We start from the raw sequence: 17,240 nt of genomic DNA, 5'->3' as shown, positions 1-17,240 counted from the left end.
TGCAGATATTGCAACTCAAGCCCTCTCCACGCCGACGCCCGGCGATGACTCAGCAAAGGATACCGGACATGGCGAACTGGACCACAACAGATATTCCCGACCAGTCGGGCAAGCTGGCCGTCGTGACCGGGGCGACCGGCGGGCTGGGTCTGGAGACCGCGCTGGCGTTGGCGGGAGCCAGCGCCGAGGTGATCCTCGCGGCGCGGAATCCTGACAAGGGTCGCGACGCCCTTGCACTGATCCAGCGCCGCCACCCGCAAGCGAACGTCCGGTTCGAGGGTCTCGATCTGGCCAGCCTCGCCTCAATCCACGCCTTCGCTGAGCGGATGCTTGCGACGGGGCGGCCCATCGACATCCTGATCAACAACGCCGGCGTCATGGCCCTGCCGAAACGGCGGACGACGGCGGACGGGCACGAGATGCAGTTCGGGACCAACTACCTGTCGCACTTCGCCCTTACGGCGCGCCTTCTGCCGCTGCTGAGCGCCGCGAGAGCTCGCGTGGTGCAACTCTCCAGCATCGCCCACAAGGAGGGCCGCATCCGCCTCGACGACCTGAACTATGAGAATGGCTACCTTGCATGGCCGGTCTATGCCCAATCCAAGCTGGCCATGCTGATGTTCGCCCTTGAACTGCAAAGGCGCAGCGACGCCAATGGATGGGGCCTGACCAGTGTTGCCGCCCACCCGGGCGTTTCCCGCACGGACCTCGTCTCGAACGGCTATGTGCTGGATGGAGGCGGCCTTTCCGCATGGGCCAGCCGCACCCTGGTGAACCTGCTCGGCCAGTCGGCGGCCGACGGCGCCCTGCCCATCCTGATGGCGGCGACCCTGCCTGATGCGAAACCGGGCGAATACTACGGCCCGCAGGGCTGGCAGGACCTGAAGGGCCCGCCCGGACCGGCATCCATGCGGTCTCAGGCGCGGGACGCCGACGTTGCGGCCAGACTCTGGACCGCCTCGGAACGGCTCACGGGCGTCGCCTTCGCCTGACGGTCGTCAGGTCGGCGTGAACAGGAAGTTGTTGCTGTAGCCGGGTTCCTTCCAGAACCGCTCGCCCGTCGCGTTCTGGTGCACAGCGAGGTCGAACTCCGACACTGGTCTCAGCGTCTTGCCGACGATGAACTGGCCGGCGTAGCCCCGCGCCTCCAGATGCCGGAAGCAGTCGAACACCGAGCCGGTCCGCAGATGGCGCTGCTCGCATTCGAACAGGATCACCGGCCGATCTTGCGTCAGAATGCGCTCGGCCCCCTTGAACACATCCAGCTCCGCGCCCTCGACGTCGACCTTGAGCATTCTCAACCGGTCCGACGGAGCGAAATACTCATCCAGCGACACGACCGGGATCTCGACCGTCTGCGCGCCGTCGATGGGCCGCAGGCTGGCCTCGGGCGAGTTGGTGGACGGCAAGTAGAACTTCAGGACGCCCGTGTGGTCCGACACGCCCGTCTGTTCGATGATGACGTTCTTCATCGGCACGGCCGCGACCGCGGTGCGCAGATAGTCCGCCAACCCCGTCTGCGGCTCGAAGGCCACGACCCGGCGGGCCCAGCGCGACATCCAGTATAGATAGCTGCCCTTGTTGGCCCCCACGTCGCAGGCCAGATCATCGGGACGGGTGTGCCGCCGGATCAGGGCCAGCTCAGCGGCCTGATCGGCCAGACGCGCCCGGTGGGCCCGCCAGAGGAAACGCGCTTTCATCGGCCTTCTTATACAGGCCCCGACCCGGCTCGCCAGACGGCCCTTTTGGCGGCCTCCCAACGCCGCGCACGTCAATGTGAACCGCGGCTCGCGTAACAGGCGTATGCTCCTGCCTGCGTAATCAAGAACCGAAACAGGCGTTGGGAGGCGCTTTGGTCATGATGTCACGCGTACAAAAGGGCCTCGTCGCCGGGTTCGCCGCAACCGCGGTGGTCTCCGTCATCGAGGCGGTAAACATGATGGTCGGCCATTGGGCGGTCGCTTTTCCCCAACTGCTCGCCGTCATTCTTCAGAACCCCGACAACCTCGTCCTTGGCTGGGCCGCGCACATCGTCGCCGGCATGGGTCTGGGCGCCGCGTTCGGGGTGCTTTGTCCAAGACTGCCGACGGACACGCCTGAATCGAAGGGCATCCTGTTCGCCGTCGGGGCCTTCATCCTGATGGGCCTGATCGTCGCGCCGATTGGCGGGGCGGGCATGTTCTTCATGCGGGCCGGCTTCGGCACACTCGCCTGGATGATCGCCAGCCACGCGATCTTCGGAATCGTGCTGGGCAACGTCTATGGACGGCTTGTTCAACGGGACAAGCATCACCACCCGATCGGGGCGGCTCCGGCCCACTGATCGACCACGAAAAAGGGCCCCAGGCGAGATGCCGGGGCCCTGTTCGATTTCAATCTCACGCCTGATCAGTTCAGGCGCGTTCCCAACTGGCTGATCGCGGCGTCCAGAAGCGGATCGCTGGACTGACTGGCCGTACGGGCGGTCAGGATGGCCTGGGCGTGCTGCGCGGCCAGATCGGCGGCGGCGGCCTTCACCTCGGCGGCGGCTTGCGCCTCGGCCTGGGCGATGCGGCGTTCAGCCAGCGCCTGACGGCGAGCCAGCGACTCTTCCAGCTTGGCCTTGGACTCTTCCTCCATCCGGCGTGCATCGGCCTCGGCGGCCTTCAGCATCTCGGCGGCCTGAGCCTCGGCGTCGGCCTTCTCCTGACGGATCTGGGCCAGCAGCGCTTCGGCCTCGGCGCGCAGACGGGCGGCCTCATCCAGATCGCCCTGGATCTTGGCGGCCTTGGCGTCGAGCGCGCCGCCGACCATTTTCAGGGCGCCCGAGGCCACGACGATCACGAAGAAGGCGATCAGACCGACGGCGACCCAGAGCTCCGGGTTTGCCGCGTCATAGAGGTGGGGATTGAAGAATTCCATCAGGCGACGCCCTTCAGTTCAGCGGCGGTCGGGGCCTTGCCCGTCAGGCGCTCGACCATGGCGGATGCCGTGTCGGATGCGATGGAGGAGACGTTCGACATCGCCGCATCGCGGGTCTTGCCGATCGCTGCCTCAGCCTGTTCGATCCGGGCGTTGACGACGGCTTCCTCGGCCGCAGCGCGGGCGTTGGCCTGTTCGGTGACGCGCGCCTTGGCGGCCTCGGCGGTCGCGCGGGACGAAGCGCGGGCGTCCGCGACTTCCTTCTTGGCGGCCTCGGCCTGGTTCGCGGCTTCCGCCTGAACCTGACGCGCGGCCTCGACCGCGCCGGAGATGGTCTGCTCGCGCTCGTCGAACACCCGGCGCATGCGCGGAGCGAAGATCTTGGCGATCAGGAAGTACAGAACCGCGAACAGGAAGACCAGGTAGACGATCTGGCCCGCCCAGTGTTCGAACTGGAACTGCGGAAGACCGCCGGATTCGTGCTCGCCGCCGTGCGCGACTTCAGTCGTCGCGTGCGCGGCTTCAGCCGGGGTCTCCCCCAGCATGGGCTCGGTCGAGCCTGCAGGAATCGGAACGGAAGGCGTGTGGGTGGCCATGAGGTCGGTCGCTGTTCGTTGTGAGCTGCGAACGGCGGGCGGAACGTCCGGGGACGCCCGCGCCGCCGTCAGCGGATCGGGATTACGAGATCCAGATCAGGATGCCCATGACGAAGGCCAGGATGCCCAGGGCTTCGGCGAGGGCGGCGCCAACGAACAGGTTACCGACCTGCGAGGCGGCGGCCGACGGGTTGCGCAGGGCGCCCGCGACGAAGTTGCCGAAGATGTTGCCGACGCCGATGCCGGCGCCGATCATGCCGGTCATTGCGATGCCGGCGCCGATGAGCTTGGCGGCTTCTGCTTCCATGGTTCTAAGTCCTAGTTGGTGTGGGTTGGAAGGGTGATCAGGTCGGGCCTAGTGGCCATGACCCAGATTAACGACGTCGTTCAGGTAGATGCAGGTCAGAACGGCGAAGACGAAGGCCTGAAGGAAGGCCACAAGGAATTCCAGCGCCGTCAGGCCGACAGTCATGCCCATCGACAGCGGGAAGATCAGGACGCCGAACCAGCCGGCGCCGCCGATGACCGCCGTGGCCACGAAGCCGGCGAAGACCTTCAGCGCGATGTGTCCGCCCATCATGTTGCCGAACAGACGAAGCATCAGGGTGATGGGGCGCAGCAGGAACGAGAAGAACTCGATCAGGCCCACGACCGGGCGCATGACCAGCGGCGCGCCGGTCGGCCAGAACAGCGAGAAGAAGCCCAAACCGTTCTTCACGAAGCCGACGATCAGCACCAGACCGAAGGTCAGGACCGCGAACGTGGCGGTGACCGCCAGTTGCGAGGTCGCCGTGAAGCTCAGGAACATGCCGAGGATGTTCATTCCGAGAATGAACATGAAGATCGTGAAGACGAACGGGAAATACTTGCGACCGTCGTGACCGATGATCGAGTCCGTCATGTTGTCGATCATGCCGAACAGGGTCTCGCCGACGGCCTGCATACGACCCGGAACGACCTTGGCGCCCGAGGTGACCAGCGTCAGGAAGCCGACGACCAGCACGAAGCCGATCGTCATCGCCAGATGCGAATTGGTGAAGGCGAGATCGACCGGCCCGAGGCCCGGCAGGGTCACATCGGGAAGGTCCACGATCTTCTGGATCTGGAACTGATGAAGCGGATCGGCCATCGAACCCTTAGGTGTCTTCGTCTTCGTCGAAGGGCACAGCCTGCGGCTGGACCCCGGATTTTTGCGCCTCGGCCATGATGCGTTGCGCCGTGCGCCACGCCATCCAGACAGAGAGGGCGAAGCCCAGCAGGACGCCGCCGATAGTGCCCACCGGCGTGGTGCCGGCGAAATAGTCGATCCCGAAGCCGATCGCGAGGCCTACGAGAACACCGCCGAACAGGTCGGCGATGATCCTCCAGGCCTGACCGGCCGCCTTCTGTCCCGCCAGCTCCTGAGCCAGCTGGGACTGATTGCGCGCCTCCAGATCGGATGCACTGCGATTGAGACGAGTGATCGCCTCTTCGCGCGATTCCGGTGGCAGGGACATGGCGGCCTCAGCGCTCCGACACGAATGTCAGAGGGGGTCTGAATTCGGCGCGGAACCTATAGGCGCGACCCCCGAAGGTCAAGGCGCGCAGGACAACTCTCAGACCGTTGATTCAGAAGGAAAAATCAACGCATCCAGACAGATGCGGCAATACGGCCCCAAGTGAGTCGTCAGGAGCCCGGCGCAAGCGGCGCGGTCTGCACCGCCGGGGCGGGGGCCGCCGTAGCCGGAAGCGCCGCTTCCTGCGCGTCCTGACAGCGGTGTCCGGCGTAGAGGCCGTTCAGATAGTACCAGCGATTCTCCACCGCCTTGGCCTCCGCCTCCTTGCGCTCGCGCTCAGGCGCGGTCAGGGCGTCGCCGGCCGCGGTGGCCAGTCCGACGCCCGGAATGATCATCGCGGCGCCGGCGCGGGCGACACCGCCCAGACGGCCGAACACCGAGCCGGCGGGCTCCCGGCCCATGGTCTGGCTCAGCTGGGCCGCCTCGTCGGAAATCTGGACGCAGGTCAGGGCGGCGTCGGTGTCACGCATGACGCCGGCCGGCGAATTGGCTTCCTGCGAAAAGGCGGGAAGAGCCATGGCCGCAAGGGCCAGGGCGAGCGGGATTGAAGACTTCATAGATCTACCTCCTCCCCACCGTCGGGGTGGAAACGAGGATGGAGCGGATAGGGTTGCTTCAGGCCCTGACGGCGCGGCTCGCCTCGACTCCGAGCGCCTGCAGCGCGGCGGCGGCGATATGGTCGGCGTTCAGGCCGGCCGTGGCGTACATCTTCTCGGGGCTGTCCTGATCCTGGAAGATATCCGGCAGATGCAGGGTGCGGATCTTCAGGCCCGCATCCAGCGCGCCCTTTTCCGCCAGCATCTGAAGCACGAAGGCGCCGAAGCCGCCCATGGCGCCCTCCTCCACCGTGATCAGGCATTCGTGCTCGCGGGCCAGACGCAGGATCATGTCCTCGTCCAGCGGCTTGGCGAAGCGGGCGTCGGCGACGGTGGCCGAAACCCCGCGCGCGGCCAGCGTCTCGGCCGCCTTCAGCGATTCCTGCAGGCGCGTACCCAGCGACAGGATGGCGACCGCCGTCCCTTCGCGCACGATCCGGCCCTTGCCGATCTCCAGCGGGACGGCCAGTTCCGGGATCTCCACGCCCACGCCATCGCCGCGCGGATAGCGGAAGGCGCTGGGGCGGTCGTCGATCTCCAGCGAGGTCGCGATCATTGCGGCCAGATCCGCTTCATCTGCGGCGGCCATCAGCACCATGTGCGGCAGGGCGCCCATGTAGCCGATGTCGAACGACCCGGCGTGCGTGGCGCCGTCGGCCCCGACCAGACCGGCGCGGTCCATGGCGAAGCGCACCGGCAGCTTCTGGATCGCCACATCGTGGACGACCTGGTCGTAGCCGCGCTGAAGGAAGGTCGAATAGATGGCGCAGACCGGCTTCATCCCGTCCGCCGCCAGACCGGCGGCGAAGGTCACGGCATGCTGCTCGGCGATGCCGACGTCATAGGTGCGGTCCGGGAACGCCTGACCGAACAGGTCCAGCCCGGTGCCCGACGGCATGGCGGCGGTGATGGCGACGACCTTGGGGTCCAGCCCGGCCCGCTTGATCAGCTCTGTCCCGAACACCTTGGTGTAGCTGGGCGCGTTCGAGACGGCCTTGGACTGCTTGCCCGAGATGACATCGAACTTGGCGACCGCGTGAAGCTTGTCCGCGCTGGATTCGGCAGGCGCGTAGCCCTTGCCCTTCTGGGTCACGACGTGGACCAGCACCGGGCGATCGGTGATGGCGGCGGCGTTCTTCAGAATGGGGACCAGATTGTCCATGTCGTGCCCGTCGACCGGCCCGACGTAATAGAAGCCCAGCTCTTCGAAGAAGGTGCCACCGACGATCATGCCGCGGGCGTATTCCTCGGCCTTGCGCGCCGCGTTGCGGAACGGGCGGGGCATGTGTTCGGCGATGGTCTTGCCCAGCTTGCGTACGCTGCGATAAGCGCCGCCCGAGACCTGTTTGGCCAGATAGGCGCTCATGCCGCCCACCGGCGGGGCGATCGACATGTCGTTGTCGTTCAGGATCACGGTCAGCTGGCCATTGGTGGCCTCGACCGCATTGTTCATCGCCTCATAGGCCATGCCGGCCGACATCGAGCCGTCGCCGATCACGGCCACGACGCGGTTGGTCTCGCGCTTCTGGTCGCGCGCGGCGGCGAAGCCGAGGGCGGCGCTGATCGAGGTCGACGCGTGGGCCGCGCCGAACGGGTCGTATTCGCTTTCGGACCGCTTGGTGAAGCCTGACAGCCCCCCGCCCTGACGCAGGGTGCGGATGCGATCGCGCCGCCCGGTCAGGATCTTGTGCGGATAGCACTGGTGGCCGACGTCCCAGATCAGGATGTCCTTCGGCGTCTCGAACACATGATGCAGCGCCACAGTCAGCTCGACCACACCCAGACCCGCGCCGAGGTGGCCGCCCGTCTGGCTGACCGCGTCGATCGTCTCGGCCCGCAGTTCCTCGGCCAACTGCTTCAGCTGGGCGATGTCGAAGCCCCGCATGTCGGCGGGCAGCTTCACCTGATCGAGAAGAGGGGTCTGGGGCATACGGGGATTTAGAACCTAAGCCTTTGGTCTTCCAACACGCTCTAGACCATTTCGCTGCATCGCGGGTCGGCGGTCAGTGGAGGGGCGATCCAGTTTCGGTGCAGATCAGGAGCGGCGCTCTAGCACATAATCCACACTGGCCCGGAGGATTTCCGCATCCGGACCGAAGGGATCCAGATGCGCCCGGGCCTGATCGGCCAGATGCGCGACCCTCTGCCGCGCCTGATCGACCCCCAGCAGGGTGACCAAGGTCGTCTTGCCTTGGGCCGCGTCCTTCCCGGACGCCTTGCCAAGAACCTCCGCGTCGCCCTCGGCGTCCAGCAGGTCGTCGACGATCTGGTAGGCCAGACCGATATCGTGGGCGAAGCTGGTCAGGGCCTGACGATGGCTTTCGCGGGCGTCGGCGATGATCAGCGGGATCTCGAAGGCGTAGTTGAACAGCGCGCCGGTCTTCAGCCGCTGCATCCGCGCCACGCCGCCCAGATCGTCGCGCACGCCCAACAGGTCGATCATCTGGCCGCCCGCCATGCCCCGCGCGCCCGACGCCATCGACAGCCGCGCCGCCAGCTCGCAGCGCACCGCCGGATCGTCGTGGGTGTCCGGGTGCAGCACGATGTCGAAGGCCGCCGTCTGTAGCGCGTCTCCCGCCAGAATGGCCGTCGCCTCGTCATAGGCGCGATGCAGGGTCGGCCGGCCCCGCCGCATGTCGTCATTGTCCATCGCCGGCAGGTCGTCGTGCACCAGACTGTAGGCGTGCACGCACTCCAGCGCACAGGCGGCCCGCAGCACGGTGCGCTCGTCGATATCGAACAGATTGGCCGCTTCCAGCGCGAAGAACGGCCGCAGCCGCTTCCCCGGCCCCAGCGCGGCATAACGCATGGCCTCGGTCAGCCGCGATTCCGGCCCGTCCGCGCGCGGCAACAGTTCATCCAGCGCCACGGTGACCAGATCGGCCACCTCGGCCACCCGATCGATGACGCCCTGCTCAGGCGAGTTGGCGGCGAGCGGCTGGGTCAGAACAGCCTCCCGCCGATGGGCAGGTCGCGGTCCACGCCGACCAGCACGACCTCGCCGTTCTCGTCGGGAAAGCCAAGTGTCAGCACCTCGGACCTCACCGGCCCGATCTGGCGCGGCGGGAAGTTGACCACGGCCGCCACCTTACGTCCCACCAGCTCTTCCAGCGTGTAGTGGACGGTGATCTGGGCCGACGACTTCTTCACCCCGATCTCCGGGCCGAAGTCGATGGTCAGCTTGTAGGCGGGCTTGCGCGCCTCGGGGAACGGCTCGGCCTTGACCACCTGCCCGACCCGGATATCGACCTTCATGAAGTCGTCGAAGCCGATCTGGTCGGCGACGGTCATCAGGTGAATTCCGCCGGCTCGACGCCCCGCGCCGCGCCGTCGGGGCCGACGACAATCTTCTCGACCCGCAGCTGGGCGGCCTTCAGCCGCTCTTCGCAATGCGCCTTCAGCCGCGCGCCCTCTTCGTACAGGGCGATCGATTCCTCGAGCGGCGCCTGCCCGGATTCCAGCTTCTGGACGATCTGCTCCAGACGCTGCAGGGCGTCTTCAAAGCTCAGGTCGGCGGGGATTGTGGCGGTATCGGTCATGGCGCGCGACCCTAGAGGGGGTGCGAACTCGCTTCAACGGGGAACCGACGCCCGCCTCGCCGTCATCCTCGGACTTGATTCGACGATCAGAGGTTCCGACGCTCGGTCTTCATCGTTTCGCAGCCAGCTTCCGCTGCGTCTGATCCTCCGGTCAAGCCGGAGGATGACGAATGGAGGGCGCTACCGCTTCTCGTAGCGGCGCTGGCTCCAGTATCTGAAGCCCTGATTGTGAACCAGCTTCCAGCCGTCGGCCTTCAGACGCCGGCCGACCATGTGGTTGAAGTAGCCGTGCGCCAGAACCAGCACGTCCTGCCCGCTCTCGGCCCGGGCGATCAGCGACTGGGCGGCCTTTTCAGCGCGAGCCTCAGCCTGAATCCGGGTTTCCTGCCCTTCATGGTGGTTGAAGGCATGCCACCAGAAGCGGGCCACGGCGCCCCAGTATTTCGGCGGCAGCTTGAACCACGAGGGGAAGTGCGGCGGTGGCAGGGGCGCCTCGATGAACAGGGCGTCCGACACGACCTCGCGTCCGGCGGCGGCGGCGGCGGCCGTCTCCATCGCGCGGGGGCGGGTCGAGGAATAGATGGCCCCAGCGCCGGCGGCGGTGGCCAGCAACTCGGGCGGCGGGGTCTGGCCGGCGCGCAGACCCCCGACCTCATACTTCGCCCACCAGTCGCGATACTGGTCCGACGTCAGCACGCATTTGCGCGACAGGGCCGGCTCGCCATGGCGCGCCAGCACGATCGCGCCGGGACGCGTGGCGACAACCGCCGAAGCGCGCGAAATCGGCGCGGCGGCAGGCTCATCAGACAGGGATTCGCGGGCAGGCGACGACATCAGCGACGAGGCGGAAAAACCATTCTGGTCCAGCCTCTAGTCCTCCCCCAAAGCCTTCACGTGGGCGGCCGCCGAACGGCCGAGCCCCTCTAGGTCGTAGCCGCCCTCGAGCGACGACACAACCTTGCCGCCGCAGCACGATCGCGCGACCTCGATCACCGCCCGGGTGGCCCAGGCGAAATCCTCGGCCTCCAGCGACTGGTGCGCCAGCGGATCGCGACGGTGGGCGTCGAAGCCGGACGAGATCAGGATCAGGTCCGGATCGAAGGCCTGCAACGCCGGCATCAGGCCGCCGGAGAAGGTCGCCCTCCATGCTTCCCGCGCCGCGTGGGGTGGCACGGGCGCATTGACGATATTGCCCACGCCGATCTCCGACGCCGCGCCCGTGCCGGGATAGAGCGGCATCTGATGGATCGACCCGAGGAAAAGGCTGCCGTCGGCCTCGAACGCCGCCTGGGTGCCATTGCCGTGGTGCACGTCGAAGTCGATGACGGCGACCCGCGCCATGCCCTCCGCCTGCGCCACCCGGGCGGCCACGGCGACATTGGAGAACAGGCAGAAGCCCATCGCCTGATCCGGTTCGGCATGATGCCCCGGCGGACGCACCGCCGCGAACGCCCGCGCCGTCTCGCCCCGCGCCACCGCCCGCACCGAATCCACCACCGCTCCGGCCGCCAGCCTCGCCGCGCGGACGCTTCCGGGCGACAGGACGGTGTCGGCGTCCAGTTGGTTGAACCCGCTCGCCGGTGCGGCGGCGAGCAGTCGGGCCACATATTGTTGCGGGTGCAGCCGCTCCAGATCCTCGACCGTCGCCTCGGTCGCGGCGCGTCGGTCCAGATCCAGCCCGGCGTCCTCCAGCGCATCGAGCACGGCCTTCAGACGCTCGGGGCTTTCCGGATGGCCGAGACCGGGCTGGTGGGCCAGCATGTCGGGATGGGTGAACAGGGCGACGCTCATGCCCACAGACTAGGGCCCGTCCGGTCTCTTGTCGCGCCCCGACGCACGGCCTAGGTGCGGAGAATGACCGACGTGCTGATCCGCCCCGCGACCGCAGACGACGCCACCGCCCTGGGAGAGCTGGGCCGCCAGACCTTCGTCGATACCTTCGTGGCGGGGTTCGCCATCCCGTATCCGGCCGACGACCTCGCCGCCTTCCTCGACGCCAGCTTCAGCCCCGAAGCCACCGCCAAGAAGCTGAAGGAGCCGGGCGCCGCATGGTGGGTCGCCGAACGCGAGGGCCGCCTGCTGGCCTTCGCCAACGCCGGCCCCAACACCCTGCCCCACCCAGACGGCCGCGCCAGCCATGCCGAGTTGCGTCGGCTGTACGTGTCACAAGACGCTCAGGGGCTGGGTTTGGGCACGAAGCTGCTGGCCCTGTCTCTCGACTGGATGGAGGCCCACACCGACGGCCCACTGTGGATCGGCGTCTGGAGCGGCAATCACAAGGCGCAGAAACTCTACGCCGCCCACGGCTTCGAGAAGGCCGGAGAATACCAGTACCCGGTCGGCCGCTGGCTGGACGACGAATTCATCCTGCGGCGCGGATAGGATAGCCTCGGGCCATGCTCCTTCCCTTCTTCACCGCACTGCGCGACGCCCGGGTGCCGGTGTCGATGAAGGAATGGCTCCACCTGATGGAGGCCATGGACAAGGACGTCGCCGGCCGGCGGGTCGATGATTTCTACCACCTGTCCCGCGCGGTTCTGGTCAAGGACGAGAAGCACTACGACCGCTTCGATCAGGTGTTCGGCAAGGTATTCGCGGGCGTCGAGACCATAGGCGCGGGCGAGGACCTGACCACCGACCTGCCCGAAGACTGGCTCCGCCTGCTGACCGAGAAGTACCTGACCGACGAGGAGAAGGCCCAGATTGAGGCGCTGGGCGGGTTCGACAAGCTGATGGAGACGCTGAAACAGCGTCTGGAGGAGCAGGAGGGGCGGCACAGCGGCGGGAACAAGTGGATCGGCACCGGCGGGACCAGTCCCTTCGGTCACGGCGGCTACAATCCCGAAGGCGTTCGCATCGGCGGCCCCGGCAAGCATGGACGGGCGGTGAAGGTCTGGGAGAAGCGCGAATACCGGAACCTCGACGATCAGGTCGAGCTGGGCACCCGCAACATCAAGGTCGCCCTGCGCCGCCTGCGCCGGTTCGCGCGACAGGGTGCGGCCGACGAACTGGACATGGACGCCACCATCGACGGCACGGCGCGTCAGGGCTGGCTGGACATCCACATGCGGCCCGAGCGGCGCAATACGATCAAGGTGCTGCTGTTCCTCGACATCGGCGGCTCGATGGATGCCCATGTGAAGATGTGCGAGGAGCTGTTCTCGGCCGCCCGCACCGAGTTCAAACACCTTGAGTTCTTCTACTTCCACAACTGCCTCTACGAGGGCGTCTGGAAGGACAATCGCCGCCGTCACACCGAGCGCACCCCGACGTGGGAGGTGTTGAACAAATACCCGGCCGACTGGCGCGCGATCTTCGTGGGCGATGCGACCATGTCCCCCTATGAGGTGACCATGCCCGGCGGATCCGTCGAGCACTGGAACGAGGAAGCCGGCGCGGTCTGGCTGAAGCGAGCGACGCAGCAGTGGGACCGCGTGGCGTGGCTGAACCCCTCGCCGGAGCGGTACTGGAGCTATTCCGCGTCGGTGGGGCTGGTCCGCGAGCTGGTCGACGAGCGGATGTATCCGTTGACGCTCGAAGGACTTGAGAAGGCGATGCGGGCTCTGGCGAAGTAGGCTAGGGTCAACCCTGCCGAGGAGGGCCCCTCATGCTGACCGCCGTCTTGTTCTCAGTATTTCTCCAGCAGACGCCGCCGGCGATCGTCTGGAGCACGCCCGTGGAGCCGGTGGCTGAGGCGCCCGCCGCTCCGCCGCCGGTGATCCCGGAATGGGCGCGCAGCGATCCTTTCGGCTATGAGCGGTCCGAATGCAGCCCGCTGATCCGCAAGTCTGATGAAAGTCTGGAGGCCTGCCAGTCACGCGTGCGCGTCGCTCTGGCGGCCAATCTCGGCACGTCGACGCCCGATGGACTGAGGCCGCAGGATGCGTCCGATCAGTGTCGACAGGTGACGACGGATGGGCGTTTCGGGATGGACTGCGCCGCCGCCGTGCGTCGCGCGCCGTCTCCGAGCATGCCGCAAGAGCGGCGCTGCGAAAGTCGCCCCGTCGTTCTGCCCGGCGGTGGAACAGCCTTCAACGAAGTCTGCGAACGCCGCCCGACGGACGAACCGGAAGGCCTCCGCTTCCGGCTTGGGGGTCAGGATTGACATGCAAACGCCGCGCCCCTTGCAGGACGCGGCGCTCGGCAGTCACGTGATCGTCGACTAGTCGCGCTTGTCGCCGCGCAGGGTATCCTTGATGCCGCCGACGGTGTTTTGCACCTTGCCTTCGACCTGATCGGCGCGGCCTTCGGCTTTCAGTTTTTCATCGCCGGTGACCTTGCCGGCGGCTTCCTTGATCTTGCCGCCCATGTTTTTGGCGGCGCCTTCGATGCGATCGTTGTCGGGCATGAGATGCTCCTTCGATGGCGACGCCGGGACGGCGACGCTTCGGGAGAGAAGCGAACGGGCAAGGCCCCGCGTTCCGTATGGTGAAGCTACGGCGTGCGCCGGAGCCACGCCGCGACCGCCCAGGCGTGGGCGTCATGGCGAAGTTCGTTCAGCGCCGTGTGAGGATGCAGCCAGACCAGCTCATGATCCGCCTCGACCTTCGAACCGGGATCGATCGACAGCATCTCCGCGATCCAGAAGCCGCCGCGATTGTTGATCGCCTGACCGTCGGACTTGCGGAAAAACTGGGCCGCCTCGGCGATGCGGGTGAAGGGCCGCACCGTCATGCCCGTCTCCTCGACGAACTCGCGGGCGACCGCCTGCTCCTCGGTCTCGTCGCCGTCGATCGCCCCGCCGGGCAGGTCGTAATAGCTGGCGTCCCCACGATCGACGCGCACGCAGGCGATCTTGCCGTCATGGAACACCAGTCCGAACGCGGTCGGACGGTCCTTGTAGGTCAGGGTCGGATCGGGAAGGCCGAACTGCAGCATGGGGACGATAACGCGCAAGCGGCCTAGAGGTCGAAGGCCAGCCGGGCGCGCACGCCCTTGTGGCCCTGATCGAACTCGACGGCCGAGCGCAGGCCCGAAGCCATGGCCGAGATGATCTTGCCGCCCAGACCGGTGCCCTTGACGGAGCCGTCGCCCATGCCGGGCCCATCGTCCTCGACGGTCAGAAGCGCACGGCCGTTTTCGTCGGGCTGCAGGATCACGCGGATCTCTCCGCCCTGACCGGGGGCATAGGCGTATTTCACAGCATTGGTCACCAGCTCGGTCACCACCACGCCCAACGACACCGCCTGATCGGTCGAGACGAACATCGGCTGGACCTGCAGGTTGATGCGCGGCGATCCGGCGTCCGGACCGACGGACTTGCCCAGCTCGTCGATCAGACCTTCAAGATATTCGTCCATCGCGACGGTCGACATGTCGCTGGAGGTGTAGAGCCGGCGGTGCACATGGGCGACGGCCTCGATCCGGGCCTGCGCTTCTTTCAGGGCCGCGCGCGCGCCGTCGTCCGTCAGATGTCGCTGCTGCAACGACATGAAGCTGGACACCAGCTGCAGCGAATTGCCCACGCGGTGGTTGACCTCGCGCAGCATGGCCTCGGCCCGGTCACGGGCCAGACGGACCTGCTCCTGCGCTTCCGCATTCGCCTTCTCCAGCCGGCGGCGATGCAGGGCGTCTTCCAGCGCGTTGCGCAGCAGGGCGGTGAAGTCCTCGCTGACGTCCTTGATAACATAGTCGGCCGCGCCGGCTCTCAGCGCCGCCACCGCGATCCGGCCTTCCTGCGCGCCGGTCACATAGACGACGGGCGGGGCGTCCGGCAGGGCCTGAATGTCGGGCAGAACGTCCAGACCGTCCCGGCCCGGCATATAGTGGTCCAGCGCCACGACATCGAAATCGGCCGCGCGCTGGGTGAGAATCTCCAGCCCCGCGTCGCCGTCCGGCGCGCAGGTGACGGCGTAGCCGTGACGCCCCAGCTCCTTCTCGACCAGCCGCGACAGGCCGCGGTCATCGTCGACGTAGAGCAGGCGAATGCCGCCTCCGGTTTGGCTCACTCGATCTCCGGCGCCTGCATGACCGACAGGAAGAGACCCAGCTGGCGAATGGCGCCCGCGAAGCTCTCATAGTCGACCGGCTTGGTGATGTAGACGTTGCAGCCCAGATCGTAGCAGCGCTGGATCTCGACCTTGTCGTCCGTGGTGGTCAGCACCACCACCGGCGCGCGGCGCAGGCGCTCGTCGCCCTTCACCTTGGCCAGAATGTCGGTGCCCGACATGTCCGGCAGGTTCAGATCCAGCAGGATCAGCAAAGGCCCGTTGGCCTTGACCTCGTCGCTGAACAGATAGTCCAGCGCGCTGGATCCGTCGGCGAAATGGGCGATGTCGTTGGCGATGTTGGCGCGGCGGATGTTCTTCTCGATCAGGCGCGCATGGCCCAGATCATCCTCGACCATCACGATCTTTACGGCGCTACTCATTCAGACTCTCCGGCGACGGCCTCGACGCTGAGGCGTGTGGGGAATTCCAGTATGAATGTCGAGCCCTTGCCGAGTTCTGACTCGACCGAAATCTCTCCAGCCAGCCGGCGCACGCTGTTGCGCACGAACGCCAGACCCAGACCCTCGCCCGGCCGGTCCTGACGGCCCGAGCGGCGGAACAGCTCGAAGATGCGCTCATGGTCACGGTCGGAGATGCCGCGGCCGTTGTCGGCGATGCGATAGACGACCCGATCCTCGACCACCCTGCCGGACACCGTCACCCGGCCCGGCCGCGCGGGGTCCAGATATTTGACGGCGTTGTCGACCAGATTGCCGAAGATCTGCTCCATCGACAGGCGGTCGCTCTCCACCTCGGGCAGGCTCTCGACGACGATCTCCGCGCCCTGCGCGTCGGTCTGGTGGTGCACGCTGTCGGCGATGCCCTGAACCATGGCGGAGACGTCCAGCCTCTCGGCGACCAGATTGCGCCGGCCCTCCCGGGACAGCTTCAGGATGGCGTTGATCAGCCGGTCCATCTTCTCGGTCGAGGCGCGGATGAAGCCGATGGCCTCGGGCATGTCCTCGCGCACGGCGGTGATCACCTCGGCGTCGACTTCCCTGCTCTTCTCGGCATCCCGGATCGCGGCGTCCACCACCCGACCCGCGGCCTCCAGCTCGGAGGTGTAGCCCATGACGTTGACCAGCGGCGCGCGCAGGTCATGGCTGACGATGTAGGCGAAGCGCTGGATTTCCTCGTTCGCGCGCGACAACTGGGCCGTTCGGCCGCGGACCTCGTCCTCCAGCCCGGCGTTCATGCGATCCAGCGCCATCCGCGCCGTCTGGATCTCGCCGACGTAGCGCCGGACCACGATGATGCTGATGCCAGCGAGCACCAGAATCAGCAGCCCCGCGATGCCGTTGGACACGACGGTGATGGTTGCGGTTCGCTCCGACTCGCGCGTCCGGAACTCCAGTCGCTGGCCTTCCACGGCCTCGATCGCCGCGACTTCTTCCCGCACCGTGTCCATCAGGCCCTTGCCCCGGCCGGCGCGGACCAGTTGCACGGCCTCGCCGATGCGGCCCATCCGGGTCAGGTCGATCGTCCGCTGCAGCTCGGCGTTTTTCTCTCGCGCCGCCGCGGTCAGCCGGGCCACGTGAGGCGACAGCTCCGGATCCGCCGCCGCCAGCATCTCCAGCTCCCTGATGTGTTCCGGCGCCTCCGCCACGGCCTCGGTGTAAGGGCGCAGGAAGTCCAGACGGGACGACAGCAGGAAGCCCCGCTGTCCAGTCTCCGCGTCCAGCAGAGAGATCAGCACCGTCCGTGACGCCCGCCGAATGGCCTGCGAATGCTCCACCCGGTCGTTGAAGGCGGCCGTCCGCTGCATCATCACGAAGGTGGTCAGATTGATCGCCAGCAGCAGTGCGATCGCCACCGCCATGATCGCCACCACCGACCGCCCCAGCGTCGGCGTGCGCACGAAGTGCATGAAGGCCGAGAAAGAGGGTCTGAACACGCGAGGCATCGCGGCGAAGCTTTAGCGTGGCCCGCGCGCGTGTCCAGCGAACTCGCCGAACGTCGCGATCAGACCGAGCCGATCGTACTCTGCGCGAACGTTTTCGCCTCGACGCGCACACCCTTGTCGAATCTTCATCGCATCAGCGAACCCACCGGCCAAATCGCG

23 protein-coding genes are annotated in these 17,240 nt (G+C 67.0%); 5 read left to right on the top strand and 18 right to left on the bottom strand.

Translation table 11 applies throughout. From position 1 onward, the window contains the following. Positions 1-68 precede the first annotated feature (68 nt). Positions 69-992, top strand: coding sequence for an SDR family oxidoreductase (locus ACIQC9_RS01135; protein WP_400611776.1), 924 nt, complete (start codon positions 69-71; stop codon positions 990-992). A 6-nt stretch (positions 993-998) separates the two neighbouring features. Here the strand turns inward: ACIQC9_RS01135 and ACIQC9_RS01130 are convergent, their stop codons facing one another. Continuing rightward, on the bottom strand, positions 999-1,700 hold the full coding sequence (locus ACIQC9_RS01130; protein WP_400611775.1) for an FkbM family methyltransferase: 702 nt from the start codon (positions 1,698-1,700) through the stop codon (positions 999-1,001). A 161-nt stretch (positions 1,701-1,861) separates the two neighbouring features. On the opposite strand from ACIQC9_RS01130, the gene ACIQC9_RS01125 reads away from it, so the two are divergent. After that, positions 1,862-2,323: a DUF6789 family protein gene (locus tag ACIQC9_RS01125; RefSeq protein ID WP_400611774.1), complete on the top strand. Its 462-nt coding sequence runs from the start codon at positions 1,862-1,864 to the stop codon at positions 2,321-2,323. Positions 2,324-2,388: 65 nt separating this feature from the next. On the opposite strand, the gene ACIQC9_RS01120 is transcribed toward ACIQC9_RS01125, so the two are convergent. The 12 genes from ACIQC9_RS01120 to ACIQC9_RS01065 form a co-directional block, all read right to left on the bottom strand. After that, positions 2,389-2,901, bottom strand: coding sequence for a F0F1 ATP synthase subunit B (locus ACIQC9_RS01120; protein WP_400611773.1), 513 nt, complete (start codon positions 2,899-2,901; stop codon positions 2,389-2,391). Then, positions 2,901-3,446, bottom strand: coding sequence for a hypothetical protein (locus tag ACIQC9_RS01115; RefSeq protein WP_400615334.1), 546 nt, complete (start codon positions 3,444-3,446; stop codon positions 2,901-2,903). The genes ACIQC9_RS01120 and ACIQC9_RS01115 overlap by 1 nt, the downstream gene beginning before the upstream one ends. 133 nt (positions 3,447-3,579) lie before the next feature. After that, positions 3,580-3,804, bottom strand: a complete 225-nt coding sequence (locus ACIQC9_RS01110) for a F0F1 ATP synthase subunit C (RefSeq protein ID WP_400611772.1) — start codon at positions 3,802-3,804, stop codon at positions 3,580-3,582. 48 nt (positions 3,805-3,852) lie between these two features. Then, the gene (locus ACIQC9_RS01105; RefSeq protein WP_400611771.1) at positions 3,853-4,626 is read right to left on the bottom strand and encodes a F0F1 ATP synthase subunit A; all 774 of its coding nucleotides are present in this window, start codon (positions 4,624-4,626) and stop codon (positions 3,853-3,855) included. A 7-nt stretch (positions 4,627-4,633) separates the two neighbouring features. Continuing rightward, entirely contained in the window at positions 4,634-4,993 is a 360-nt protein-coding gene (locus ACIQC9_RS01100) for an AtpZ/AtpI family protein (RefSeq protein ID WP_400611770.1), read from the bottom strand. 170 nt (positions 4,994-5,163) lie between these two features. Further along, a complete protein-coding gene (locus tag ACIQC9_RS01095) occupies positions 5,164-5,610 on the bottom strand; it encodes a hypothetical protein (protein ID WP_400611769.1) in 447 nt (148 codons plus the stop codon). A gap of 58 nt (positions 5,611-5,668) precedes the next feature. Next, the gene (gene dxs / locus ACIQC9_RS01090) at positions 5,669-7,579 is read right to left on the bottom strand and encodes a 1-deoxy-D-xylulose-5-phosphate synthase (protein ID WP_400611768.1); all 1,911 of its coding nucleotides are present in this window, start codon (positions 7,577-7,579) and stop codon (positions 5,669-5,671) included. Between the two features lie 105 nt (positions 7,580-7,684). Beyond that, complete coding sequence (locus ACIQC9_RS01085; RefSeq protein WP_400615331.1) at positions 7,685-8,554, bottom strand: polyprenyl synthetase family protein; 870 nt, start codon at positions 8,552-8,554, stop codon at positions 7,685-7,687. Between the two features lie 38 nt (positions 8,555-8,592). Next, the gene (locus tag ACIQC9_RS01080; protein WP_400611767.1) at positions 8,593-8,940 is read right to left on the bottom strand and encodes a tRNA-binding protein; all 348 of its coding nucleotides are present in this window, start codon (positions 8,938-8,940) and stop codon (positions 8,593-8,595) included. Then, positions 8,940-9,188 carry an exodeoxyribonuclease VII small subunit gene (locus tag ACIQC9_RS01075; protein ID WP_400611766.1) on the bottom strand — a complete coding sequence of 83 codons (249 nt, stop codon included), beginning with the start codon at positions 9,186-9,188 and terminating at the stop codon, positions 8,940-8,942. Before ACIQC9_RS01075 ends, ACIQC9_RS01080 begins: the two co-directional genes overlap by 1 nt. 180 nt (positions 9,189-9,368) lie before the next feature. Further along, positions 9,369-10,022, bottom strand: coding sequence for a histidine phosphatase family protein (locus ACIQC9_RS01070; protein ID WP_400611765.1), 654 nt, complete (start codon positions 10,020-10,022; stop codon positions 9,369-9,371). A gap of 36 nt (positions 10,023-10,058) precedes the next feature. Beyond that, on the bottom strand, positions 10,059-10,979 hold the full coding sequence (locus ACIQC9_RS01065; RefSeq protein WP_400611764.1) for a histone deacetylase family protein: 921 nt from the start codon (positions 10,977-10,979) through the stop codon (positions 10,059-10,061). A gap of 63 nt (positions 10,980-11,042) precedes the next feature. Here ACIQC9_RS01065 and ACIQC9_RS01060 point away from each other — a divergent pair, with 63 nt between their 5' ends. Genes ACIQC9_RS01060 through ACIQC9_RS01050 form a run of 3 tightly spaced genes read left to right on the top strand, consistent with a single transcriptional unit; the run spans position 11,043 to position 13,293 of the window. Further along, complete coding sequence (locus ACIQC9_RS01060) at positions 11,043-11,570, top strand: GNAT family N-acetyltransferase (RefSeq protein ID WP_400611763.1); 528 nt, start codon at positions 11,043-11,045, stop codon at positions 11,568-11,570. Positions 11,571-11,584: 14 nt separating this feature from the next. Next, positions 11,585-12,763 carry a VWA domain-containing protein gene (locus tag ACIQC9_RS01055; protein WP_400611762.1) on the top strand — a complete coding sequence of 393 codons (1,179 nt, stop codon included), beginning with the start codon at positions 11,585-11,587 and terminating at the stop codon, positions 12,761-12,763. A gap of 32 nt (positions 12,764-12,795) precedes the next feature. Continuing rightward, a complete protein-coding gene (locus tag ACIQC9_RS01050; RefSeq protein WP_400611761.1) occupies positions 12,796-13,293 on the top strand; it encodes a hypothetical protein in 498 nt (165 codons plus the stop codon). A 57-nt stretch (positions 13,294-13,350) separates the two neighbouring features. On the opposite strand, the gene ACIQC9_RS01045 is transcribed toward ACIQC9_RS01050, so the two are convergent. The 5 genes from ACIQC9_RS01045 to ACIQC9_RS01025 form a co-directional block, all read right to left on the bottom strand. After that, a complete protein-coding gene (locus tag ACIQC9_RS01045; protein WP_400611760.1) occupies positions 13,351-13,536 on the bottom strand; it encodes a CsbD family protein in 186 nt (61 codons plus the stop codon). An 86-nt stretch (positions 13,537-13,622) separates the two neighbouring features. Beyond that, positions 13,623-14,066 carry an NUDIX domain-containing protein gene (locus tag ACIQC9_RS01040; protein WP_400615329.1) on the bottom strand — a complete coding sequence of 148 codons (444 nt, stop codon included), beginning with the start codon at positions 14,064-14,066 and terminating at the stop codon, positions 13,623-13,625. A gap of 23 nt (positions 14,067-14,089) precedes the next feature. After that, positions 14,090-15,136 (bottom strand): sensor histidine kinase, encoded by a 1,047-nt coding sequence (locus ACIQC9_RS01035; protein ID WP_400611759.1) that lies wholly within the window; start codon positions 15,134-15,136, stop codon positions 14,090-14,092. Further along, on the bottom strand, positions 15,133-15,558 hold the full coding sequence (locus ACIQC9_RS01030; RefSeq protein ID WP_400611758.1) for a response regulator: 426 nt from the start codon (positions 15,556-15,558) through the stop codon (positions 15,133-15,135). Before ACIQC9_RS01030 ends, ACIQC9_RS01035 begins: the two co-directional genes overlap by 4 nt. Continuing rightward, positions 15,555-17,081, bottom strand: a complete 1,527-nt coding sequence (locus tag ACIQC9_RS01025) for a CHASE3 domain-containing protein (protein WP_400611757.1) — start codon at positions 17,079-17,081, stop codon at positions 15,555-15,557. Before ACIQC9_RS01025 ends, ACIQC9_RS01030 begins: the two co-directional genes overlap by 4 nt. Positions 17,082-17,240 lie beyond the last annotated feature (159 nt).

Origin of the sequence: Brevundimonas sp. NPDC092305 (genome assembly GCF_044755415.1) — a bacterium.
Classification (GTDB): domain Bacteria; phylum Pseudomonadota; class Alphaproteobacteria; order Caulobacterales; family Caulobacteraceae; genus Brevundimonas.
This window is presented reverse-complemented; position numbering and strand designations above follow the sequence as displayed.